Here is a 23,977-nt window from a genome sequence, read left to right on the forward strand (position 1 = left end):
CCATAACTGACATTCACCATTGGGGCCTGTAGTTCAACTACGGGCGCCAATGCTTTATGTAGTGACAGAGCCAGATGACCAAGTTGAGACACGAAGTTTACATCGTGGGTTTCAGCTCATACTATGAGTCGAAGATCAGTGACCTAGCTCACTAAGACCCACACCCCTTTGTAGATCGGACCGACCATGTCAGATACCGCGATTCTGATTAATACCGCTGTGGCAGTACTCGCCACGGTGCTATTGATCGTGAAATTTAAGGTCAATCCAGTCATCGGACTGGTTCTTGGATCCCTCTACCTGGGGCTCAGCACCGGGCTGGGCATCACCAAAACCGTTGAGACCATCACCCAGGGCTTTGGCGACATCATGGTGGAAGTCGGGTTGCTGATCGCCTTTGGTGTGCTGATGGGCGCCATCCTGAACGAAGTCGGAGCCATTCGACGACTAGTTGAACGGCTGCTTAGCGTATTTGGGCCGAAGTTCTTGCCTTACTCCATGGCTGTGGCCATGAGTACCGTCCTACAGTCAATCTTTGTTGACGTATTGCTGGTCATCTCCGCCCCGTTGGCCCGGCGCATGGCTCCCAAAATCGGTCCTCTGGGTACCGCGCGACTGGCTACCGCCATGGCCATTTCGCTGGAGTGCGGCATCATCTTCATGGTTCCGGGCGTCGGCGCACTAGCCTTGGCTGGCGTACTCGAAGTCCCCCTGGGAACCATGCTGATCTGCGGTCTGATCGTGGTGGTACCAACGGTATTGCTGGCAATCATGATCATGTCCTTCCTGTTCCGTCGCGGCTTCTGGAAGCCCGAACGCGATGAACAAAATATCTTTGACGAAGAAGATTACCCCCAAGCAAGTCTGCGCAACACCGCTGGCACCAAAACGCAGAATGATGCGGATGAGGCACGCAGCGAACCGGGCGCAGTTAAGCTCGCGGTTGACCCGCAAGCCAAACGCGAAGCACCACTGTGGGTACTCTTTGCTCCCCTACTACTGTCACTGATCCTGATTGCCGTTGGTGCTGTCACTGAAATTGCCAAGATCCATAACGGTGTTCTTGAGCTGCTCGGCAACCCGGTGGTTGCACTGCTGATCGGCCTGATCGGCACCACCATCGTGGGACGGCGCACCCTGGGTCAGAAGGGTTTGGATGAGGCCATCACCATCGGCTTTAAGGACAGCGGACAGATCCTGCTACTGACCGGCGCCGGCGGATCATTGGCAGCCACCGTGGCAGCTGCAGGTCTAGGCGATATCCTCGGCGGCTTCTTTAGCGCCAGCGCCGTAGCACCACTGGTAGTTGTCTGGGTGATCGCCGCCGTTCTGCACATCGCCGTCGGCTCGGTAACCCTCTCGGCCATTACCGCTGCAGGCATGCTTGCCCCAATAGCCCCGGCGCTAGGCCTCGACCCGGTACTGATCGCCCTGGCCGCTGGTGCAGGATCGCTGTTCATGATTCACGTAACCTCCAATACCTTCTGGCTGTTGCAATCCTTGTTGGGCCAAACCGTGCGTGGTGCCCTGAAGTCGGTCAGCGTGGGAGTTTCGGTGGCTTCGGTGATTGCACTAGGCATGGTGCTGACCTTGAGCATCTTCATCTAGTGCGCAACCGATCAACCCAAGGAGTTAACTCATGAACGAACAAGCAACGATCGCACCATTATCCTCAATCCGCGTCCTAGAACTAGGCAACTACATTGCCGCACCCACCGCCGGTCGACTACTTGCCGACTTCGGTGCAGAAGTCATCAAGGTAGAACGCCCGGCCACCGGGGATGAACTACGCAATTGGCGGCTAAAAAAGGGCAGTGTCTCGATGCTGTATCGAACGATCAACCGCAACAAAAAATCCGTTGTCCTTGATCTGCGTAGCGACGCCGGACGGGCCGCAGTACTCGACCTAGTCCGTGAATGCGACGTGTTATTGGAAAACTTCCGACCCGGCACCCTAGAAAAGTGGGGTCTGGGACCCGAGGTACTCAGTGAAGCCAACCCGGATCTGGTCATCACCCGCATCTCCGCCTTTGGCCAAACCGGACCACTCTCCCAGCGCCCAGGCTTCGCCGCAGTCGCCGAAGCCTTCAGCGGCTTCCGCAACCTGGTGGGAGATCCCGACCGGGCCCCGGTACGCGTGGGTGTCTCTATTGGAGATTCCATCGCCGGACTCTATGCAGCCTTCGGCGTGGTCATGGCCTTGTTTGAGCGCGATAAAAATCGTCCCGAGACAAAGTCCTTGCCACTAGATCACCGAGTAATCGACGTGGCACTGCACGAAGCGATGTTCTCCATGATGGAATCGTTGATCCCGGATCACGGCGCCTACGGAGAAACGCGCAGTCGTACCGGTGGACGCATGGAAGGCATAGCGCCATCCAACGCCTATCGCTGCGCCGATGGGGCCAGCATCGTGGTGGCCGGCAACGGGGATGGAATCTACAAACGCTATATGCAAGCCATCGGTAGGCCGGATCTGGCAGATGACCCCACCCTGCAATCCAACCAGCAGCGCTGGGAACAACGAGAGCTGCTCGACGCCGCCATCGGTCAATGGAGCGCCACACTAGACTCGGCGCAAGCATTGGACATCCTTGATACCGCAGGGGTTCCTGCAGGCCCGATCTACACCGCGGCCGACATTGAAAACGAACCACAGTATCAAGCCCGCAATATGATCCAGCACCTCGACGTCTCCACCGGCGAAGAAACCCTGAAAAACGTCGGCTTCCCCGGCATCGTCCCGGTCATGGGAGGAACTTCCCTACCCATCCGCAACCTCGGACCAGACCTCGGCGAACATACCGACTGGGTACTTGGTGAGTTACTGGGCTACGACCAAGACCAGATCCACGACGCCAGCGCCAGCGAAAAGAGCCAAGCATGAGCTACAACTTCACCCCAGCAGCCACCCTTCGCGACGTCACCTTGCGCGACGGACTACAGCTGACCGGCAAACTGTTAAGCACGGAAGAAAAGATCGCCACCGTCAGACAACTACTACACCTTGGCGTCCAAGAGATTGAACTGGGCTCCATGGCCCGAGCAGATTTGGTCCCACCCATGGCCAACACCCTTGAGGTGGCTCAAGCGCTCACCGCAGAAGAACTGGCGCACTGTTGGATCTGGGTGGCCACCCCGGGCCATGTAGCCAAGGCAGCCAAAGCCGGCATCACCAACTTTCAGTACTGCCTCTCCGTCTCCGATGCGCACAACCAGGCGAATATCTCGCGCAGCACCGAGGCAAGCCTTGAAGCACTACCCGAAGCCATCAAGTATGCACAGGCCGTCAACGGGCGCATCCAGTTATGCTTGGCCACCTCATTTACCTGCCCTTTTGAGGGTCAGGTGCCAGAAGCACGAGTACTAGAAATAGCCAACGACCCGCGTGCCGAAGGCACCTGCGACATCGTCATCTGCGACACCCTGGGCCAAGCCGTCCCCGCTCAAGTGGCCTCACTGATCAGCAACGTTAAGGAAAACTCCCCGCAACGAAGAATCGTCTTCCACGGCCACGACACCTGGGGACTGGGAGTTGCCAATACCTTGGCAGCCATCAGCGCCGGTGCCGAAGTTGTAGACGGAGCCCTAGGCGGCTTGGGTGGATGTCCCTTCGCTCCGGGAGCCAGTGGCAACACCTCCAGCGAAGACATTCTCTTCGCCACCCGCCCAGCATGGCTGAGCCCAGAACGCTTCGGCTCTCTGGTGCAGCTCTCCGAGCATCTGCTCAACAAACTGGGTGAACCCAACCGATCAAAGTCAGCCCAAGGGGCAAGGTCTAAAGCCAAAGCGTTCGAATGGGTCATCCCCAGCGAAGAAAGCTAAAGCCGAGCAGGAACGACTAGCCTGCAGGGCGGTGGGTCTCACCGGGGAAACGTCCACCAATGAGTCGAGTCATTCGCTCTGCGGTCTCCAAGAGCGGTTCAACCCACGACTCGCAGACCTCTTGCGACATGCGTAGGGATGGACCACTGATTGTTACCGCAGCGACCAACCCGGCTGAAGAATCAAAAATTGGTGCCGACAATCCTGAAGCTCCACTTTCGCGCTCGCCGGTGGTAATGGCAAAACCATCGGCAAGTGTGGTGTCCACTGCACTTTGTAATTCATCCAGACCGGTAATGGTGGAGGCGGTCAAGGGTTCCAAGGAACCTTCAACAAGCCGTTGCATCAGTTCTGGCTTCCAGGCCAGAAGTACTCGTCCTGCGGATCCAGCGTGCAGTGGAGCCAGTTCCCCCAGATGCATTTCGCGACGCAAAACGTGGCGGGTTTCGGCAATACCTACGCACACCCGGTAGGACTGTTCGGCACGGAAGATGCAGGCGGTCTCCCCTGTAACATCACGCAGTTCGCCAAGCAGTGGGCTGATCACATCGAGGACTTCTTTGCCTCGGGTAGCCGGAGCAGCCCAATAGGCCATCTTCATGCCGATGCGGTAACCGTCTCCGTCCCGATCTAAGAAGCCCTGCTCCACGAGGTTTGATACTAACCGCTGCACGGTAGAGGAAGGCAGGGACGTGGCCTCACGAAGATCCGTCAAGGTAAGGACCGGCTGGCGTAAGGAAAAAGCATCAAGGATGGAGCTGATTTTTCCCAGCACAAGAAGCTGATTCTGATTCTTTGCCGGAGCTTGATCCTTTGACATATTTCAGACGCTAGACCATCGGACCATCACCGTCCAATTGCTCACTATTTTTGACTCAGACATCACAATGACAGATCGAGGGGTCAATCATTGGACAAATACTGAACTGCAAATCAAAAACACCACGCACAATGACGCAACAATTCGTCTGCACTGATCATTATCGTATATTTGGGTTAGAGCAACGATCAGATTCAGGGGCATTGGCGCCCGACAAATGAAGGACTGCGATGAACAATACCGAGAAGTTCCGAGCCGCCCGCGACCTCCTGTTGGCAGCTCGGGATGACTACGAGCGAGCACGGGCAGAGTTCACTTGGCCCCAATTCACCGACTTCAACTTTGCCTACGACTGGTTTGACGCCGTCGCAGCAGATCCGCAGCGTGCCAATGAACCCGCACTGATCTTGACCGAACCTGATGGAAGTTCTGCCCGGTACTCCTGGGCCGAACTTTCACACCGTTCCACCCAAGTAGCGCGCTGGCTCAGCGACGAAGGACTGGAGCGTGGAGACACCATCGTCTTGATGCTGGGCAATGAAGTGGCCCTCTGGGAGACGATGTTAGCCGGTATGAAGCTCGGCGCGGCGATCATCCCGACCACTACACAGGTCACTTCCGAAGATTTGGTTGACCGCATTAATCGCGGCAAGGCCAACTGGGTCATCACCAGTGATGACCAACTGGAGAAGCTACAAGAAGTTCCCGGGACCTACGCCATCGTTCAGGTTGGTGGTCAAGCGCTACCCGGCACCCTGCATTATGCAGATTCTTACCAAGCACCAGCACAATTCTCACTTGAGACTCCAACCCGTGCAGATGAAAACCTGCTGCTGTATTTCACTTCGGGAACAACCTCGCAGCCTAAGTTGGTGCAGCACACGCACACGTCCTATCCGGTGGGGCACCTGGCAACGATGTTCTGGATCGGCGTGGAGCCAGGCGATGTGCACCTGAACGTCGCGTCGCCTGGCTGGGGCAAGCACGCGTGGTCAAACTTCTTTGGTCCTTGGATTGCCGAAGCCACGGTATTTGTCTTCAACTACAAGCGCTTTGACCCCGAAGCGCTGATGAATCAGATGGATAAGGAAAACGTCACCAGCTTCTGCGCCCCACCGACCGTGTGGCGCTATCTAATCCAGGCCGACTTGAGCACCTTGAAGAATCCGCCGCACAAACTGATCTCTGCCGGCGAGCCACTGAACGCTGAAGTGATTGACCAGGTGCGTAATGCGTGGGGTCAGGTGATTCGTGACGGCTACGGACAGACCGAAACTACGGTGCAGATTGCCAATTCTCCAGGTTCCCCGGTGAAGGTAGGCGCCATGGGTCGACCGATGCCTGGTTATGAGATTGAACTTCGCAACCCAACCACCGGCCAGTTGGCTGAGGTTGGCGAGATCTGCCTGCGAATTGATCCTCGCCCGGTTGGGTTGATGAAGGGTTACTTTGATGACCCGGAGAAAACCGACGAGGTTCTACGAGACGGTTTTTACCACACTGGTGACATTGCGGAAATCGATGAGTCTGGTGTTCTCACTTACGTTGGTCGTGCCGATGATGTGTTCAAATCAAGTGACTACAAGCTCAGCCCTTTTGAGCTTGAATCCGTGGTGTTGGAACATCCCGCTGTGGCTGAAGTTGCGGTGGTGCCCTCGCCAGATCCGCTTAAGCTCTCGGTGCCTAAGGCTTTCGTGATACTTGCCGCTGGATACGAACCTAACGCGCAGACGGCCGAGGACATTCTTGGGTTCTGCCGCGAGCACTTGGCTCCCTACAAACGCATCCGTCGTTTAGAGTTCTCAGATCTTCCAAAGACCATCTCGGGCAAGATCCGTCGAGTTGAGCTACGCCTTGCCGAGGCGGAACAACATGCTGCGGGCACAACTCCAGCTGGAGAATTCCGTGACACCGATTTCCCCGATCTCAAGAAACTGAGCTCAGCCTAATTTAGGGGCAGTCCCCCGCAAAAAACGACGGTTGGTCGGAAGCGACTTCGATAGAGCTTCCGACCAACCGCTAAACAAAGAGAGAATGCAGCTTAGAATTTGTTCTTTTCTTTGACCGCGTCAACGACTCCCTTGCCCAGGTAGAACGCGCCGTCGGCATACCAAGCGGACATCAATAGTTGACGTGCGGGCTTGGGTAGCCAAGCAAATTTCTGACTATTGGCCATAACCGCGTGTGCAGCGGCGCCCGAGGCAAGAACCAAGGCGCCGGAGGCCATCAGTGCTTTGGGGTTACATCCACCGCGGAAAAGTACCCGTGAAATACCGGTGGCTTCGCGCTCTTGCTCGCTCAGTGCAGCGCGCAGGCTTCTGAACGGACCGCCAGTGGCAATAATCCGACGGTCTTCAGGGATGGGACGGCCGGTGAGGTAGTCCACGCTGCGCGGGTCGAACCCGAACAGGGCCACAAAGCGCTTGAGGCTAGCCACGTCCGTGGGGTTGCGCAGCAGTGTTAATGCTTCCTGACGCTGGGCGTCATCACTGAGCAACTGGTCAATCAACTCAATAACTTCGTCGTCGATACCACGCAACAACGCATCTAATTCTGCCAACCGGGTTGCAGCCGGCGACTCAGCACCTGGATCAAGAATCACCTGTCGTTCCAGGTCCAGCACCATGGTTAAGGCTGGAGCAAAAAGATCCTTGCGCGCACGTTTGGCTTCTATGGTGGCCATGATGACGTTACCGGTGCGCGTCAGCGACAAGAACGGACGGTTGCTTCGAGAGATACCAGGAGCAAAGACTGGATACGTAGGCATGGCCATGAGCCCGGCTTCACTGTTCCATACGGTGATCTGGTTATCCTCAAACCCGGCAGCCAAAACTAGTTCCGAAGCCTTGAGGGTGGCACCATGAAGCAACTCGTTGGTGGAGCCAAGTTCACCGAGAATGTCTTCATCCGGAGTGGGACCATCAATTTCTTCACCATCAACCAAAACGTAGTTTGCACCGGTGGAGTTCTTCAGCTCATGGACAAGCTTGGTCACTCGGGAACCCTCACGCAGTTTGCCATTGGCATCAATGCGGTAGAGGACCGCGTCGCGTGCTTCGCTGACGGTGGCAACCTCAGCCAATACTTCGGTGGCTTTCTCTCGCTCGATAGCTCCGCCAATGAATCCGAGCAGACGACGGTCGGCCAAAACGCTGCGCACAGCCTGAACGGCATCCGGCTTATCACCCATAAAAATGAACTCAAGGTTGAGGTAGTTGAACTCTGAAGAATCCACGAAGTCTGATCCCTTTCATCTGTGCAATGGTTAGCTACTGTCAATTCTAGTTACCTCGCTGAAGAACAGCTCCAAGACTTCTGCCTATCAGCCAGCCGAAGCCCTTGCGCTCCGCCACTTGACGTGGAATTCGAAAAGTTAGGTTCTCTTCGGAAGGCAACCTGGTCGGCCTGAATACAGCAAGAGCCCTTGCATCGATGGTCATTGACCGATGATGCTTGGGCTCTTGGCTGTCAGATCGCTAGACCATACTCAGCGCATGGTGGAAACGCGGAAGGTTGTATTTTATTTAGCAGTCTTACGTACCGGGTCGCTGATCGAATCAGTACCCTTCAGCCGCTTCTCGGCGCGCTTTTCCTTGATGGATTTGGTGGGCTTCTTCGCTTCGCCCTTGCGTGGTGACTTGTCGGACATGATGTGCCGCCTTGCCGGAAGCATTAATCGCTTCCAAAATATGGGGAGAGTACCCCATGGCCTCATCCTACGGTGCATTCGGTACAACCGATACCAACTGGCTGAAAGGACTCGCTGGCATGAGATGAGAAAGGACCTGCACCAATCGTCTACTGACGATCGGCGCAGGTCCATTTCTACGCGCTAGTGCTTACTTACCCAAGTACTTCTCGAAGCCTGCAGGCAGGTTCAAGCTTGATGGGTCGAAGTCCGCATTGGCGTTCTGACCAAACGCGGCACCCGAAGGTGCTGCTGGCTTCTTGTTCTGAGCTTCCAACTCGGCCTGTGCAGCCTTGGCGGGGTTACCGAACTTCTGCTGCTTTTTGCCCTTGCCCTTGGCCTTTGCCTTGCGAGCTGCGCCCTTACCGGCACCTGGCATACCAGGAATACCGCCACCGGCGGCCATCTTCTTCATCATCTTCTGCGCTTCGGTGAAGCGTTCAAGCATCTGGTTCACCTCGGACACCGTAACGCCGGAACCCTTAGCAATACGGGCACGGCGTGAACCATTGATGATCTTTGGAGCCACACGTTCGTGCTGGGTCATCGAACGAACGATGGCTTCGACACGGTCGATCTGGCGCTCATCAAACTGTTCAAGCTGCTGACGAGAAATCTGTGCACCGGGCATCATGCCCAGCAGCTTCTTCATCGAGCCCATCTTCTTGATCTGGGCCATCTGAAGAAGGAAGTCATCCAGGGTGAAGTCTTCCTGGTCGGCGAACTTCTTCGCCATACGCTCGGCTTCGCCCTTGTCCCAGTTCTTCTCAGCCTGTTCGATGAGCGTCATGACGTCGCCCATGTCCAGAATGCGTGAAGCCATACGATCTGGGTGGAAGATCTCGAAGTCGTCCAGGTTTTCACCGGTGGATGCGAACATCACTGGCTTACCGGTCACCGATGCTACCGACAGTGCGGCACCACCACGGGCATCGCCATCCAGCTTGGAAAGAACGACACCAGTGAAGTCGACGCCTTCATGGAAGGCCTGCGCGGTGTTGACCGCGTCTTGACCGATCATCGCATCGATAACAAAGAGGACTTCGTCCGGGTTGATGGCAGCGCGAATGTTCGCAGCCTGGGCCATCATTTCGGTGTCAACACCCAAACGGCCGGCGGTATCCACGATGACTACGTCGTGCAGCTTAGCCTTGGCTTCAGCGATACCGTCGCGGGCTACTACTACCGGGTCACCGGTTGGAGTATCAAATTCCGAGGAGACACCCGGGTGCGGTGCATAAACAGGTACCCCGGCACGTTCACCGTTGATCTGTAGCTGCTTTACAGCGTTTGGACGCTGAAGGTCACAGGCCACCAGCATCGGGGTGTGGCCCTCAGACTTCAGGTGCTTAGCCAACTTACCGGCCAAGGTGGTCTTACCAGCACCTTGTAGACCGGCGAGCATGATCACCGTTGGAGGGTTCTTGGCCAAGTTCAGACGGCGGGTTTCGCCACCGAGGATGCCAACAAGTTCTTCGTTGACGATCTTGACGACCTGCTGGCCTGGGTTCAGAGATTCGGAGACCTCGATGCCCAGTGCACGTTCTTTCACCTGGGCCACAAAGGCGCGGACCACCGAGACGGCAACGTCAGCGTCGAGCAGGGCGCGACGGATTTCGCGGACGGTACCGTCAATGTCTGCTTCGGTCAGGCGGCCCTTGCCGCGCAGGTTTTTGAAGGTTGCTGTCAGGCGATCGGAAAGTGAATTAAACACGTGCCGGGCACTTCTTTCGATAGGTCTTGTGGTGCGTATAAAAAACGCACAGGACTCGACTTATAAGAATATCAAGAATCGAGGCTGCATCTAACCAGCTCCACACCAATACTGGTTGTGCGTTTGCTTGCTGCGCTCCAGGGTAAAGAAAACCGCCGGTGGCTGCATGGCCCACCGGCGGTTTCCCGGACACCGTAACCGATGTCCTACCCCTTGATTTTGTTCATGTTATTTTTCAGATTCCACCTCGTTACTTGGAAGCCAGCTGGTATCCAGCGTCGTTGTGTTCTGCGGCGTCGATACCGGCGATTTCAATATCTGCCGATACTCGCCATGGGCTGAACTTTCCAATGACTGTTGCGATGATCCAGGTCATCACTGCTGAGAAGATCATGACTACGGCCAGGGTTACGAACTGTGCAACCAGCTGGGCTAGTCCGCCACCGTAGAACAGGCCACCAGCACTTTCCTCGGTTGGCAGTGCGAAGAAGCCAAGGAATAAGGTGCCGATGATACCGGAGACCAGGTGAACGCCGACCACGTCGAGTGAGTCATCATAGCCAAGCTTCCATTTGAGGTTTACTGCCCAAGCCGAACCGGCACCTGCCACTAGGCCAAGAACCAATGCAGCCCATGGGGCCAGGTCTGCACACGAAGGAGTGATGGCTACCAAACCAGCGACCAGACCGGAAGCGACGCCTACCGAGCTTGCACGTTCTCCGCGCAGCTTCTCGATGAGGACCCAACCTAGAACTGCTGCACCAGGGGCAGCGAAAGTATTGATCCAGATCAAACCAGCCTGCTCAACGGTGGTGGCTGCACCAGCGTTGAAGCCGAACCAACCGAACCACAGTAGGCCAGCGCCGAGCATGACCAGTGGGGTGTTGTGTGGCTGTGGACGATCGTGGAAGTTGTGACGCTGGCCGAGCTTCAGTGCGAGTACAAGAGCTGCGATACCTGCGTTGGTGTGAACTACTGCGCCACCGGCGAAGTCAATTGCTTCACCGAAGATCTTGCCCAGTGCGCCATCAGCGGAGAGAAGACCGCCACCCCATACCCAGAAGGCCACCGGTGCGTAAACCAGGGTGACCCACAGTGGGATGAAGAAGAGCCATGGTGCAAAGCGAGCGCGGTCGGCGATTGCGCCGGAAATAATGGCCACCGAAATCATGGCGAAGGTGCCGGAGAAACCGGCAGCAAGCAGATCCGCTTCTGCGGTGTTGTGCATGGCGAAATCACTGATTGGATTTCCCACGATGCCTGCGATGGTTGGCTCACCTGCGGAGAACGAGTACCCCCAAAGTACCCAAACTACTGCGGTGATCGCTGCTGCAGAAAAGCTCATCAGCATCATGTTCACTACGCCGGTAGAACGAGTCATACCGCCGTAGAAAATTCCAAGTGCTGGTGTCATCATCAGTACAAGTGCGGCTGCTATCAGGATCCATAAGCTGGCAACGTCCAACTCCATCTGGATCACATCCCCTCAAGGTGTATCGGTGTATCGGTGGCGAGTCGGGCCCTACTGCAGGAATACGGTGTCCTTGGCCCGGTGTTGACTCCATTCTTCGCCACTGATGTTTCGACATACTCGCGGATTCGTTTCGCGTGTGTATCAAGTCACCCCTTTAAGTAACGTTTAGTTCTCTGCTATGTTTCGAGCCTGTTTCCCCTCTTTCACCACGAGGTTAAATACGGGCAAAAAAGGTTCGGGCGAGCGTCTCTGAATCGAGGACTGACCCGAACCTTTGTGAATTCACACCGTCTTTAGGAGCGCTTAATCTTCACTACCTGGAACTTCGGCACGGTAGTGGAGCCGCCAATAGTGGTGTCATAGGTCAGTGAACCGGTCACCGTGGCGGTGACCTTCACCAGATCCTCAGCCACATAATCATCTAGCTCGGCGCACTCGGAAACTCCATCACCAGCGGCGAACAACGCGTTGTGTTCGTAGTCGTATTTGCCCACCAAAACGTTGCTCAGCTCTGCACGGAACATGCACGGTCCGGTACCGGAATCGAACTGGGTGATCCGCGCGTAGAAGATGACGTTTTCACCGATGTGAGAATCTGGATTCTTCACAATCTGATCAAGTTCACGCTTGCTGATCTTTTTTGCCTTGTTCTCTTGCTCCTTCTGAGCTTTCTCGGCAGCTTCTTTGGCTTCTTTTTCTTCGGCTTTGCGAGATGCTTCAGCCTCTTGCTCTGCGACGCGTTCTTCCTCAGCGGTGCGCAAGGTGTCCGCTTCGTCTTGAACCGTTGCCAAGGTGGTCTTGGTATCAGCAAGTTCAGCTTCCAGTGCTTGCTTCTGTGAGTCCAAGGACGCAGCGGATGCCTGGGCAGCTTCAAAGTCTTCTTTTGAAACTCCACAAGCGCTCAAGGAAAAAACGACAGCGACAGCGACCGCTGCCAATGAGAACCTCTTCATGGTCCTACTCCATTTCGTGGGTGCGAGTTCCCGGATCCCCCAATTGCATCCAGGTACTGCTGATCATGACAGTGGGTAGGGACACTTTGGCTTTATCGGATGTCTCCGCACAGACAAAGCTGCCACCGGTCCGGGACCGGTGGCAACTTTGATTATTCAGTTAAGTTGTTGTTGCGTTCCTAGGACGTTGGAAACAGCTTGGAAGATCCCACAGCCTTTTGTAGACGCGAATCCAAAGTGCCCGAAAGTGACGCGGCGTAGGTAGCACTGAGATGGGAGTGGTCCCAATAGGCCAAAATTCCGCCGATGACGGTGTAGCACTTCTCGTCCTTGCACAGCTGATCGTTCATGTCGACCTCGCCGATGTTTGGATCCTTCAGCGCCTTAGCGGCATCAGCCTGTGGATCCATCGGGATCCAGTCTTCGGCCTTGCCGTTGCATTCATCAAGATCGTCAGAGTTTTCGGCAACACAGTCAGGCGCATTTTCTAGCGTGGCTCCAGGCCACGCAGTGTCACGGATGACCGCTACTTCAGCCCCGGTGTCGGACCATTGGCTCAGGATCTTCTCATAGGCCTTAGTGGCAGGAGCTTCAGAACTTTCCATCGTATGTCCAGCAAGAGGCTCGGACTGGCGGTTGGAAGAGATGACTAGGTCATAGTCCTTCTTCTTGATCTGACCGGTGACCCAGTCCCCTAGATCTTCGCAACCTTGCACGCTGGCTTCATCATCAAATCGCTGACCTTCGCCCATGATGGCGCAACGGTTGGCTACGTAGGTATCAACTTGCCAGCCGTGCTCTTTGGCAATGCGGTTGATTGCTGGATACCACTGGCCGGCATGCGAGTTACCAACCAAGGCAACTTTGATCCTGCCCTTACCGTAGCTGCAGACCGGGCGCTCTTTGAAGTCGGTGACTTGGCTGGCGAAGCAATCGTCCTTGTACAGCACAGGCTTATCGGTTTTTGCGGCTACGGGCGCAGGGGCGATCTCTTGGTCTGGCGTTTGCGCGGCATTAGGCAACGAGCATTTATCGCTCAGTGCTGATGCGCCGAGGCAATCTTCACCGACTGTTTTCTCAACTTGTGCCTTTGCTTTATTGATGTCCTGGGCCTCATCTGCAACATTGACGCTGTTCATGTAGAAGGCGCCAGCAAATAGGGCAAGGACCAGGCTGCCTGCGGCGAGGAAGCGTGGAGCGGTGAGAAGTGCAGAAGTCTCAATGAACTTTTTGAAGCGAACTTCAACGAGCTTCTGCGTCAAGACTGACAGGATTAAAGTCAGCGCAAGGGCAGCAAACTTTTGAGGCCATTTGAAGTCGTCAACCACAAACGGCACTAGGACCAGCAACGGCCAATGCCAGAGGTAGATGGCGTAGGAATTATCGCCGAAGAACTGAAAGAGCTTAGTGCTCAAGAAGATATTTGGGGAATACTTGTGCGTTGAATTGCACAGCAAGACTAATGCAGTACCGAACACCGGAATGGCTGCGATGTAGCCCGGGAATGGCATGTCACCGGTAAAGGCAAAAGCGCTAAAGGCGATTGCGAGGATTCCGCCCCAGGATCCGATCAAGCTAGCTAGATCATTCTTGGCGGCGTGAGCCTTTGCCCCGAGGGCGGCGACCAATGCTCCGGCTGCGAATTCCCAAACTCGGGTGAAGGTTGAGAAGTAGGCAGCGCCCGGGTCTGTTGCCGTGGCGTACAACGAATAAGCAATGGACAGAACGAAGACTAGGCCAACGCCTGCCAGAACAATGTGCTTGATCTGCTTCTTGTACTTCAGTGCTGCGAAAACTAGCAGGCCGATGAGTACCGGCCAGACAAAGTAGAACTGCTCTTCAGCGGAGAGTGACCAGAAGTGCTGGAAGGGGCTTGGCGCGTCACCTTCAGCAAGGTAATCAACTTTGGTGAGTGCTAGGAACCAGTTCTGGAAGTAGAACGTCGCTGCAAGTGCTTGCAGACCCCAGTCCTGCCAGACCGTTTGCGGGGCGAAGATCCAAATACCCAGCACGCTAACGAAAATAACGAGGAACGACGCCGGGAGCAGTCGCTTAACGCGCCGCATCCAGAATCGACCGACATCAACAAAGTTCTTTGGCGGCTTAGAGATCAGGTGGGAAGTGATCAAGAATCCTGAGATGACGAAGAAGACGTCGACACCAACAAAACCACCTGGGAGATAGTGACTCCAGAAGTGATAGAGCACCACAATGCCTACGGCAATGGCACGTAACCCCTGGATATCAGAGCGAAATCCCGCGGGTTTAGGATCCTTTTAAAGGCATGGGCAAGTCTTGATTTGACGACACGTCGTGGTGGATCCTTTACCGGCTGGTTTAGCTTACGGAGCAGGCATCCATGGAGTTCAAACGCCGTTGCTCGCATTCAATAATTACCGGAAATTCTGGTTGATTTCTGAAAATCCCTTCGCTGCTTCGCTTCTAGGGTCGGTTCACATTTCGCTCAGTTCTTGTTTACCTGACGTTTGACTTGGGATATTTCTCAACTGCCCACGAACTGACGCGCTGATTCGCGTAGACCTCGTCCCTGTCGGGCTTTGGGCGTGTCGCAATACGTCTACAAGCAAGAAACCAAAACACTGCCGTAGAGCGCACAAGGCGCCTAACTTCCACGACAGTGGAAGCCAAGCGCCTTGATTGTTTTGAAATGACCATAGTAGCTCCAGGTCCATCCGCCGGTCTTGTCTGGGTCGTAAACAACCTCACCGGTTGCGTAGGGAGAGTCGAGGATGACCTTGCCTCGAATTTCATCCCCTGCTCCGACTGCGATATCTAAGGCATCATCCACATCACAAGAGAATGCCGCAACGGTATTCAGATCATAAACAACAGTGCGGTTCTCCCCGGTGAGACGCCGAAAGCCGAGGCGTCCAATGGCGTCAGCGCAATGTCTTCCTTGACTACCTTTTCGGCTGATTCCGCGAGCTTGGCGCTGACATCCAACAACAGGAACTTCTTGTGCTCTGGTGCGATCTTTTCACCGAAGCCACGCAGTGTGCAGGTATCCAAGACCTTCACGCTGTGCACGGTCACTTCAAAAGACGGTTTGGTTGCCCCATCCATCGTGAGCTTTCCTGCCTGACCCAAGTTTTTGATGACTTGGGCTTGGGTGTCAACGTGGACGTCGTCTCCAGTTTCCGCGTCGGTCTTTGCTACGTCTGCCATCTCGTCCTGCAACTTCTGGGACGTTGGCCCTGCCTGGGCAGAATAGTAGTTGGTGCTCATGATGAGCCCTACCGAGACTGCAGCCACCGCGATAGTGGAACCTACAGCCAGCGCGACTTTGCGCTTTGGGCTGTTGGACGGATTCTTCTGTTCATTGAGTGTGTTCATTGTCCAGTCCCCTTTTCTATGAACGCTTCAGGAAGCCGCCGGAGGAAATGTAGCGGCCCGAATTCTTGACCACTTGCTCCGAGAACGATGTTGTCTTGTACGTCCACGACTCAGATCCGTCGGTGAGCGGAACATTTTGCCTGGTGTACATCGGCTTGCCTTGGTACGTCAGCTGGCCTTCGTAGATATCCAGCTTCCTCAGCATGCCTGGACCGGCCGAATCCGAATATTGGAATTGCTCGGCCACAACGGTTTTTGGACCATTGGTAAGGAAGGTCCAATTCCTATTCCACAATTGGTACAGGGACGAGTTGGCTAACCGCTGGTCCTTGACCTTTTGCTGGAACCCGCCCATGACGTTGTAAGCAGATTGTCCGGTACGCAAGGTGCCGTAGACGGCTACAGAATATGGTCCGTGCTTTCGCAGGTTCCCCGATTCCTTGATCCAACCAGAGATGGAGCCAGCATTAATATGCACCCATCCACCTTCGGCCTTGTGCGTGACAACAACTTTCCAACCCTTTTTGATGCTGCCAACGGAAGCAGAGCCGGAGATCGGATTCTTTCGCAAGGTTAGCCCCATGGTGCTGAAACGGGCGTAGTTCTTGACGTCCACGGCGGGAGGAATGATTGGAGCCGGCTTGTTGCGGTCGGTAACCGAGGACCAGACCCATTTGCCATTAACATTGATTTCACCGCGACGATTAGCAGAGTCCCAAGCACCCCAACGAACACGGGTGCCTCTGGTAATGGTGCCTACCACTTTCAAATTGGTCTTTGATGCGGCGCTGTAGACCGATCCGTTGCGCTGTGCGTACCGGTATTGCGGGGTCACATAGTCGCGATTGGTGGTGCTGGTCCAGACCCAGCGACCGTTGACGTAGATCTCATCACGTCGGTTTGCGGCATCCCAACGACGGTACTCATACTTTTCAGCATGGTGAATCCGGCCCAGATAGGCATCGGTTTTTGGATTCATTGTCGAGTAGATGCTGCCGCTTTTTTGAACGTATCGATACTGCTTTGCCGGACGGGTGCGAACCACATTCTTGGAATCGACCCAACCGTGATAGTACGCAGTCTTGATATGAGAACTGGTTCCGCTAACCTCTAGCAGACTTACCTCAGTGCGAAGGTTCACCGAACCAATTCGCTTGGTACGCGCTGCGGTGGAGTAGATACCTGAGTACCTAGTCATGTACCGGACCGAGTCATCCTTCAAGTAAGTTCGTGTGCTCAGATACTGGGTTGCCGACCAACCGGTCTTGGATCCCCAGGTAAGTTGGCTCCAGGTGCCAGATTTCTGACCGGTCAGTTTAACGATGGTCCCTTCAGGCATGACACCAAGGGATGCTGCACTGGTTGAGGGAGACTTCCTGAGATTCAGATTTTCCGTGGTCTTCGTCTCGGTGACTTTCTTGATGTACTTTGACGGCGGAGCGTTCTCAGGATCGTAGGGGCTTAGTGATACCTGGACTGTCTGAGGTGGAACTGACGAGTTGGCGCCCACGGCCACTAAAGGCGTGACAAAGAGTGACATGATTCCAAGGGTTGCGACAAGCGCATACCGAAGTTTGAGTTGTGCCATGTGCATCGGACCTTGACCTCATCTTCTATTCGAAAGATGCGACTGATGGTTCCGGGCAAGGAATGCCCGGGAGGTTACCTCAATTGAAGAATCGAGCCCAAGAGGTGGTGCCACAAGCGTTTTATCAACTCTTTATATTTTAAGTTCCCACGTGCCCTATGAAACTCGAATGCACCAAAGGTTGTCCATGCAATGAAGTGCCTCGCGCCACTCAAGTAATAACTTGAACCACTTGCAGGTATTCACGACGTGTTTATTATTTATTGACACGTTCTCCCAGTAACCATCGCGCCACGGTGCCTGGCGCACGGAGCGCTGAGACGTAATTGTTATCTTGGAGATGCCTTGGACGGTCAGCGCAGACAACTGTGGCCCCGCCAAAAGGCGGGGCCACAGTTGTACAGATTTTTGGTTCGCTTAGCCTTCGAGCAGCGCGTCCACAAAATCTTCTGGGTTGAATGGAGCAAGGTCATCCGGGCCTTCGCCCAGACCAACTAGCTTCACTGGAACACCAAGCTGACGCTGGATAGCAACGACGATTCCACCCTTGGCGGTACCGTCGAGCTTGGTCAGTACGATGCCGGTAACGTTGACAACTTCCGAGAACACCTTGGCCTGTTGGAGACCGTTCTGTCCGGTGGTTGCATCGAGTACTAGCAGGACTTCGTCAATGGTGGCTTTCTTTTCAACCACGCGCTTGATCTTGCCCAGCTCGTCCATCAGGCCGACCTTGTTCTGCAAGCGACCGGCGGTATCGATCATGACAATATCGACTTCTTGATCGATACCGGCACTGACGGCTTCAAAAGCAACCGACGCTGGGTCAGCACCATCAATATCGGACCGTACCGTGGGAACACCTACGCGGTCGCCCCAGGTAGCCAGCTGTTCGGCAGCTGCCGCACGGAAGGTATCGGCAGCACCGAGCAACACGTCTTTGTCGTCTGCAACAAATACGCGGGCCATCTTGCCGATGGTGGTGGTTTTGCCGACGCCGTTGACGCCGACAACCATAATGATGCTTGGGCGGTCAGTATGAGGTTCAGGCAGGTAGCTGCGATCCAGACTTGGATCTACTAACTTGAGTAGCTCCTCGCGAAGCATCGCCTTGACCCGAACAGGATCCTTGCTGCCCTCGATCTTCACTCGTTCACGCAATGCGTCAACAAGCTCCATGGCTGGTTCGGTTCCGAGGTCTGCCATGAGCAGGTTCTCTTCGATCTCGTCCCAGACATCCTCATCGATGGTGTCTTGGCTGAGCAGGGCCAAAAGACCCTTAGAGAACATGTTGTTGGACTTGGTCAGTCGAGCACGCAACCGCGCAAGACGACCCTGAACTGGCTCGGGTACATCAAGCTTTGGCGCTGCTGGGAAAACTGGTTCCTCAACAGCAATGGCAGTATCGGTGGCACCTTCCGTCGTAGCGGTAGAGCCATCCTCGCCTTGACCAGCTGACCTGTCGTCAGCATCGCGCTCGGAAGTATATGGAGTCTTCGGCTTGCGACCCTTGGTGACAAAGGCGATAACGCCAATGGCCACCACGGCAACAACCGCGACAATGATGATGGTTAATGTAAGCGAATCAGACACAGGTTAAATCGTCTCACACCTTCTGTGAGTTACCACGCCTTGTGATGTCGCAGAAAGCACTCTTCTAGCGATGTCTAATGCAAGGTGGAGAACATAGACTTAGTCAGTTACTGACCCAACTCACTGCTCCGCAGAAAGGCTGGCAGGTCTGAGCTAACTCAGACCATCGGCAATGAACAAGATTTTCACTCGCAATACCAAGGCAAGTGCCCCGATCCCCCGGGAAATCGGAGTCCTTCTGGTGGCGGCCTTTATCATCGCGCTGGGCTTTGGCCTGATCGCACCGATCCTGCCGCAGTACGCAGTTAGTTTTGATGTGGGCGCAGCGGCAGCCAGTGTCATCGTGAGCATTTTTGCCTTCACTCGACTGATCTTCGCACCCGTGGCTGGTGCCTTGGTAGGCAAGCTTGGTGAGCCGCGCATTTATGTCACCGGTGTGCTCTTGGTTGCGCTCTCGACACTGCTGTGTGGATTTGTGCAGAACTACACTCAGCTGTTGATTGCCCGCGGACTGGGTGGCTTTGGCTCGACCATGTTCACCATTTCAGCCATGGCCCTCATCGCTCGACTCTCCCCGAGGCATCTCGCGGTCGAATCTCAGGTTTGTACGCAGGAGCGTTCCTGCTGGGCAACGTCGCCGGACCGGTGCTCGGTAGCGTGCTGGCACCTCTGGGTATGCGGGTGCCCTTCTTCATTTACGGCACCGCGCTGGTTGCCGCTGCAGCCGTGGTGTACTTCGCGTTGGGACGTCGCCGAGATCTGGATCGTGACGCCGAAGATCCGAAGAAGACCCGTGCAGCCATCGAGGTGGTCACCACCCGTGAGGCGTTGATTTCACCTGCGTACCGTGCGGCCCTCTTCTCTGGCTTCAGCTATGGATGGTTAGCCTTCGGTATTCGCAACAGCATGATCCCGCTGTTTGCTTTAGCAGTATTTGGTCAAGGCTTAGGAACCACCGTTGCCGGTTTCTCGATGGCATTGTTTGCTATTGGCAATGGCCTCGCGCTTCTTTTCTCCGGAAAACTCACCGACGTGGTGGGGCGCAAGATCCCTGTCATGGTTGGCCTAACTTTGTTGCTGGTGTCCATCGGCTCGATGGGTGTATTCACCAGTGCCGCAGGATTTATCATCTGCTCAATCTTCGCCGGATTTGGCGGTGGCATTCTTGGCCCAGCTCAGCAGGCATCAATCTCCGACGTGATTGGAACCGGCCGTAACGGCGGTAAGGCACTGGCCGGCTTCCAGATGAGTCAGGATCTGGGTGCCATTATCGGCCCACTGCTCGCAGGTTTCCTCGCCGATGCGTTCAACTATGAAATCGCATTCGGGGTCTCTGCCCTGGTCGCTCTGGTTGGTCTGATCGGCTGGTCCTTTGTTCCCCGGACCATCCGGCCGGTGGCCATTGGCGATGAAACAGACGCCATTGGTTCGCAGAACACCGACACCACAAAATAAGAGCCAGGCGATAATCGGGCTGCGTTAAATCAATAATGGCGCCACTACCATAATTGGGTAGTGGCGCCATTATTTTGCTCTAACGAGGCTGTTTACGCCCACTTGGCTTTACGTAGGTCAATGCTCAACGCACCATTGACAGTTCGGTAGACCCGAACACCTGCAAAGCTAGTTTCCTTGACGTTGGCGGGAACGCGCACTCGACGGGTCTCCGCATGGTCATACTTCACGTGAACATCGGTGATGGCCAGGGACTGCGCCGAAAGTGCTGCGTATGGAAGCAGAGCAACATACTTTCCAGCACCCTGTTCGGTAACCGGGAATTCCAATCGACGATCAGTTTCTCGTTCGTCAACGTACACAGCGCGCGGCGTAGGCCCAAGAGTCGGAACCACAAACTGCAGTTCGAAGTGATCACTCTTGCTCGCAGACTTGGTCAGTTCTGGGCGAACTGCGACCTGTTCATCCAAAGCGGCCAGACGCTTGAGCTCATCGTGATCCCCAGCGATGATCGCATGTGCCTTAGCAGTGTCCTGGTCGTTGAGCACTTCGTTGGTGCGTTCGGACAGGAATTCCTGCACGAACGGGCCAAAGGCCGTCATCCACAACTTGGCACGTGCATCGCGGTACTTCAAGAAGCGTTCTCCAACGAAGAACTTCAGCCCCTTGCGCTTGAACAACCCGGCGATCAATCGACGACCCAGTTCGGGATCATCCTTGGTGTTATCGCGAATGGTATTGCTGATGTGAGTCATGGACTGCACGTAGCCATGTGGCTCAAATGGCTGGGCGCTGATGTTGTTTCCGTCGCCACGTTCACGAATGTAGTAGTACTCGTAGTCGGCAAGAACGCTTACACGTTTTGCGTGTAGGTAGCAGCCGGCTAGAACCATGCCGTCTTCCAGACGGACCTTCTCTTCAGCGAAGCGCAGATCATTGTCGAGGATCATCTGGCGACGGATCAGCTTCTGTGGCATCAAGGTCGCAAAGATGGACTCTAGTGGTACGTCAATCTGGGTCGAAGAGAACAGCGAGGTTCGAATGACGCGGCCGCCTACTGGAACCAGCTTGGGTGCAAGCACGTCAACGTCGTGCTCCAGCGCGAAGTCGCGCATACGGCGCAACGCTTCGGTACCCAACGTATCGTCGGAGTCAGCGTAGAAGACATACTCGCCCTTAGCCAAGGCAGTTCCAACGTTGCGGGGCTTGCCTGGCCAGCCACTGTTCTCCTGATGGACCACGGTGAAGTTCTCATTGCGCTTGGCGTAGACGTCCAAGATTTCTCCACCAAAATCGGTGGAACCATCGTTGACGGCAATAACCTCGTACAGGCTCTTGTCCAGATCCTGAAGCTCTAGAGAATTGAGCAGCTCGGTCAAATATGGCATCGAGTTGTAAACAGGGATGACGACGCTGACAAAGATACCCTCAGGCTTTGCGGGCTCAATGTTTTCGTCCGGCGCTACCGTCGCTTCGGCCGCTGGTGCCTGCGGCTCGGGAGTAACAGTCTTTTGCGGCTCCGAGGTCGTCGACTCTGGGGCTACGGCCTCCTGAAGAGCTTTGTCACCAGTAGTTTTGCTACGTTTTCTAAACAGCGCCATCAAATTCCCAAATTTCAGAACCCGATTAGGTTCAGTGTATGTCTACCCTAATTATATACAGATACACACGATTTGCGAGGCGGACTCACTGGATAATAAATCCGGTCTGATCAGTACGGTTACGATTTGGTAACGGTAAGCCAGATTGGCCATATCCACCACTTCGTCGACTACCTAACGGTAACTAGGGACACATCTTGCACGAACTGAGAAAAATAGTTCTGGGTACATCCTACGCCCCTCCAATCCCCTTAATATGTTGAACGATTCAGCGCCGCACAGCTAAGGTTTTATCTGTGCAAAAGAATGCTATTAATCATGAAAAACTATTTGTCGGCGAAGACCTTGCGGTGGACTACCACGACGGGGTTTTCCCATATCAATCGTCACTTTTGAGGCAAGAAACAAATACATCAGTGCGGTTGAGACAAGCCCGTTTGAAAACGGATATGGTCGCGGTATATTTGCGCAACTAGGTTTAAATGAATTTTTGGTTAAGCGTAGTAGAAATCATTGGTATCAGACCGATGAAATCGAAGAAGTCATCAGGCTCATCAAGGATCGCGCCAAAGGAACCACCGTAATCACCTACGGCGGAAGCATGGGAGGTATGGCGGCGATTAGTCTTGCACCTAAACTCGGCGCCAAATACTTCATTGCCCTCTCCCCTCTGTACGACATTGCTGAGGGTGGCGAAGTCGATGACGACAGGTGGGGCGACGAAGGACAGATCCTTGACTTCACGCACAACTACATCCGGACTGGCGAATGTAAGGATTCCAAAGGCTACGTTTTCTACTGCCCAGACACCATCGATGCGGAACACGCACGCTGCATTGAACGAATGACCGCCGGAACAATGGTTCCCCTCGAATACGGCGGACACCCCGTGTCGTTTTTCCTCAACGACACCTACAAACTGAAACGACTCGTCAGCGAAATTGCTCACGAAGAATTCAACGTGGACCAGTTCCGTGAAGTCGTGAAGACCCAGACTGCGCTCACGCACTATCCGTATGAGTCTCAGGCTGCCGTACTCAATCGCGAAGGCTATCTAACTGAAGCGATCAATAGCTTACGAACCGCGGTCACGCTGAATACAAAACTTGCACGACTCCCCTATAAGCTCGGTGAGTTACTTTTCAAAGCCGAAAACTACGATGAGGCAAAGACAGCCTTCGAACAGGCATTAAGCAGAGAACCAGCGTTGGCCAAGGCGCACGTTCGGCTCAGTCAGATTTTTGAGAACCAGGGCCGCATATCGGACGCCATCAGGGCCATTCGACGAGCCATCAAGATTTCCCCTTCCAAAGCCGACTTCCACCTGCGTTTGGGTGTACTGCTGCTACAAGCCGACAGAGCCAAGGAAGCTCAGGCCTCGATCAGTAGGGCAATCAAGATTGATCCGAAAGTCTCGGCTGCTCACGTTCGATTGAGCTATGCCTACGCCGCTCAGGAACATTGGGTGGACGCTATCGATGCAATGAAACAGGCGCTCGTTATTGCACCTGACCGGGCTAAGTATCACCTGCGTTTAGGCGAGTGGCAGCTGCAAGCTGAAGACTTTGTTGGTGCAGAAAAGTCGATGCAACAAGCCATCACGCTTGAGCCGGATAATTCCCACTATCTGGTTCGGCTCAGCTACGTCTTCGCCGCACAAGACGACTATGAACGTTCGGCGAGCGCAATGGAGCGAGCGGTTGAGCTTGCGCCTAAGACTTCCGCATTTCATCTGAGATTGGGCGAATGTCTGGTGAAGGCCGGAAATTTGGACGCCGCCCAGACATCCATGCGTGAGGCAGTTCGCTTAGCACCGAAACATCACCGTTCGAAGAAGCGCCTTGTGGCAGTACAAGCGGCCGTGGCCAAAAAGAAGCTAGCAGTCACGAGCTGATTGTTGATCTAGCTTGTACAC

General features: G+C 54.9%; 17 protein-coding genes and 2 pseudogenes. 6 read left to right on the forward strand and 13 right to left on the reverse strand.

Annotated elements, in window-relative coordinates:
• Window positions 1–186 precede the first annotated feature (186 nt).
• Genes N6V40_RS12565 through N6V40_RS12575 form a run of 3 tightly spaced genes read left to right on the forward strand, consistent with a single transcriptional unit; the run spans window position 187 to window position 3,825 of the window.
• Complete coding sequence (locus N6V40_RS12565; protein ID WP_131088069.1) at window positions 187–1,608, forward strand: GntP family permease; 1,422 nt, start codon at window positions 187–189, stop codon at window positions 1,606–1,608.
• A 31-nt stretch (window positions 1,609–1,639) separates the two neighbouring features.
• Complete coding sequence (locus tag N6V40_RS12570; RefSeq protein ID WP_262197865.1) at window positions 1,640–2,887, forward strand: CaiB/BaiF CoA transferase family protein; 1,248 nt, start codon at window positions 1,640–1,642, stop codon at window positions 2,885–2,887.
• Complete coding sequence (locus tag N6V40_RS12575) at window positions 2,884–3,825, forward strand: hydroxymethylglutaryl-CoA lyase-like TIM-barrel protein (RefSeq protein WP_262197867.1); 942 nt, start codon at window positions 2,884–2,886, stop codon at window positions 3,823–3,825. Before N6V40_RS12570 ends, N6V40_RS12575 begins: the two co-directional genes overlap by 4 nt.
• A gap of 16 nt (window positions 3,826–3,841) precedes the next feature.
• On the opposite strand, the gene N6V40_RS12580 is transcribed toward N6V40_RS12575, so the two are convergent.
• Window positions 3,842–4,645 carry an IclR family transcriptional regulator gene (locus N6V40_RS12580; protein ID WP_131088066.1) on the reverse strand — a complete coding sequence of 268 codons (804 nt, stop codon included), beginning with the start codon at window positions 4,643–4,645 and terminating at the stop codon, window positions 3,842–3,844.
• Between the two features lie 230 nt (window positions 4,646–4,875).
• Between N6V40_RS12580 and N6V40_RS12585 the strand changes: the two genes are divergently transcribed.
• Complete coding sequence (locus N6V40_RS12585) at window positions 4,876–6,594, forward strand: AMP-binding protein (protein WP_131088065.1); 1,719 nt, start codon at window positions 4,876–4,878, stop codon at window positions 6,592–6,594.
• A 92-nt stretch (window positions 6,595–6,686) separates the two neighbouring features.
• On the opposite strand, the gene N6V40_RS12590 is transcribed toward N6V40_RS12585, so the two are convergent.
• The 11 genes and pseudogenes from N6V40_RS12590 to ftsY all read right to left on the reverse strand — a co-directional run bounded on the left by N6V40_RS12590 (window position 6,687) and on the right by ftsY (window position 19,006).
• Window positions 6,687–7,880, reverse strand: a complete 1,194-nt coding sequence (locus tag N6V40_RS12590) for a gluzincin family metallopeptidase (RefSeq protein ID WP_131088064.1) — start codon at window positions 7,878–7,880, stop codon at window positions 6,687–6,689.
• 285 nt (window positions 7,881–8,165) lie between these two features.
• A complete protein-coding gene (locus N6V40_RS12595; protein ID WP_262197871.1) occupies window positions 8,166–8,294 on the reverse strand; it encodes a hypothetical protein in 129 nt (42 codons plus the stop codon).
• Between the two features lie 190 nt (window positions 8,295–8,484).
• Complete coding sequence (ffh, locus tag N6V40_RS12600) at window positions 8,485–10,047, reverse strand: signal recognition particle protein (protein WP_131088063.1); 1,563 nt, start codon at window positions 10,045–10,047, stop codon at window positions 8,485–8,487.
• 250 nt (window positions 10,048–10,297) lie between these two features.
• On the reverse strand, window positions 10,298–11,518 hold the full coding sequence (locus N6V40_RS12605; protein ID WP_262199738.1) for an ammonium transporter: 1,221 nt from the start codon (window positions 11,516–11,518) through the stop codon (window positions 10,298–10,300).
• Window positions 11,519–11,814: 296 nt separating this feature from the next.
• Complete coding sequence (locus N6V40_RS12610; RefSeq protein WP_131088061.1) at window positions 11,815–12,474, reverse strand: hypothetical protein; 660 nt, start codon at window positions 12,472–12,474, stop codon at window positions 11,815–11,817.
• A 179-nt stretch (window positions 12,475–12,653) separates the two neighbouring features.
• Window positions 12,654–14,717 carry an acyltransferase family protein gene (locus tag N6V40_RS12615; protein WP_262199740.1) on the reverse strand — a complete coding sequence of 688 codons (2,064 nt, stop codon included), beginning with the start codon at window positions 14,715–14,717 and terminating at the stop codon, window positions 12,654–12,656.
• Window positions 14,718–15,097: 380 nt separating this feature from the next.
• On the reverse strand, window positions 15,098–15,283 hold the full coding sequence (locus N6V40_RS12620) for a hypothetical protein (protein WP_262197872.1): 186 nt from the start codon (window positions 15,281–15,283) through the stop codon (window positions 15,098–15,100).
• Between the two features lie 26 nt (window positions 15,284–15,309).
• Window positions 15,310–15,828, reverse strand: a complete 519-nt coding sequence (locus N6V40_RS12625) for a hypothetical protein (RefSeq protein WP_262197874.1) — start codon at window positions 15,826–15,828, stop codon at window positions 15,310–15,312.
• A gap of 16 nt (window positions 15,829–15,844) precedes the next feature.
• Complete coding sequence (locus N6V40_RS17740) at window positions 15,845–16,807, reverse strand: gamma-glutamylcyclotransferase (protein WP_396268660.1); 963 nt, start codon at window positions 16,805–16,807, stop codon at window positions 15,845–15,847.
• Window positions 16,808–17,074: 267 nt separating this feature from the next.
• Window positions 17,075–17,422: pseudogene (locus N6V40_RS17745) on the reverse strand (SH3 domain-containing protein); the annotation flags it as partial.
• 411 nt (window positions 17,423–17,833) lie between these two features.
• Window positions 17,834–19,006, reverse strand: coding sequence for a signal recognition particle-docking protein FtsY (ftsY, locus tag N6V40_RS12635; protein WP_262197876.1), 1,173 nt, complete (start codon window positions 19,004–19,006; stop codon window positions 17,834–17,836).
• A 172-nt stretch (window positions 19,007–19,178) separates the two neighbouring features.
• On the opposite strand from ftsY, the pseudogene N6V40_RS12640 reads away from it, so the two are divergent.
• Window positions 19,179–20,461, forward strand: a pseudogene (locus tag N6V40_RS12640) (MFS transporter).
• 92 nt (window positions 20,462–20,553) lie between these two features.
• On the opposite strand, the gene N6V40_RS12645 reads toward N6V40_RS12640, so the two are convergent.
• Complete coding sequence (locus tag N6V40_RS12645; RefSeq protein WP_262197877.1) at window positions 20,554–22,062, reverse strand: glycosyltransferase family 2 protein; 1,509 nt, start codon at window positions 22,060–22,062, stop codon at window positions 20,554–20,556.
• 490 nt (window positions 22,063–22,552) lie between these two features.
• Between N6V40_RS12645 and N6V40_RS12650 the strand changes: the two genes are divergently transcribed.
• On the forward strand, window positions 22,553–23,956 hold the full coding sequence (locus N6V40_RS12650; protein WP_262197879.1) for a tetratricopeptide repeat protein: 1,404 nt from the start codon (window positions 22,553–22,555) through the stop codon (window positions 23,954–23,956).
• Window positions 23,957–23,977 lie beyond the last annotated feature (21 nt).

It is taken from the genome of Glutamicibacter sp. M10 (assembly GCF_025452055.1).
Classification (GTDB): Bacteria; Actinomycetota; Actinomycetes; order Actinomycetales; family Micrococcaceae; genus Glutamicibacter.

Coding starts and splice junctions, on each gene's coding strand:
- N6V40_RS12565 (WP_131088069.1), top strand. CDS start 187: ATGTCAGATACCGCGATTCTGATTAATACCGCTGTGGCAGTACTCGCC.
- N6V40_RS12570 (WP_262197865.1), top strand. CDS start 1,640: ATGAACGAACAAGCAACGATCGCACCATTATCCTCAATCCGCGTCCTA.
- N6V40_RS12575 (WP_262197867.1), top strand. CDS start 2,884: ATGAGCTACAACTTCACCCCAGCAGCCACCCTTCGCGACGTCACCTTG.
- N6V40_RS12580 (WP_131088066.1), bottom strand. CDS start 4,645: ATGTCAAAGGATCAAGCTCCGGCAAAGAATCAGAATCAGCTTCTTGTG.
- N6V40_RS12585 (WP_131088065.1), top strand. CDS start 4,876: ATGAACAATACCGAGAAGTTCCGAGCCGCCCGCGACCTCCTGTTGGCA.
- N6V40_RS12595 (WP_262197871.1), bottom strand. CDS start 8,294: ATGTCCGACAAGTCACCACGCAAGGGCGAAGCGAAGAAGCCCACCAAA.
- N6V40_RS12605 (WP_262199738.1), bottom strand. CDS start 11,518: ATGGAGTTGGACGTTGCCAGCTTATGGATCCTGATAGCAGCCGCACTT.
- N6V40_RS12610 (WP_131088061.1), bottom strand. CDS start 12,474: ATGAAGAGGTTCTCATTGGCAGCGGTCGCTGTCGCTGTCGTTTTTTCC.
- N6V40_RS12625 (WP_262197874.1), bottom strand. CDS start 15,828: ATGAACACACTCAATGAACAGAAGAATCCGTCCAACAGCCCAAAGCGC.
- N6V40_RS17740 (WP_396268660.1), bottom strand. CDS start 16,807: ATGAATCCAAAAACCGATGCCTATCTGGGCCGGATTCACCATGCTGAA.
- N6V40_RS12645 (WP_262197877.1), bottom strand. CDS start 22,062: ATGGCGCTGTTTAGAAAACGTAGCAAAACTACTGGTGACAAAGCTCTT.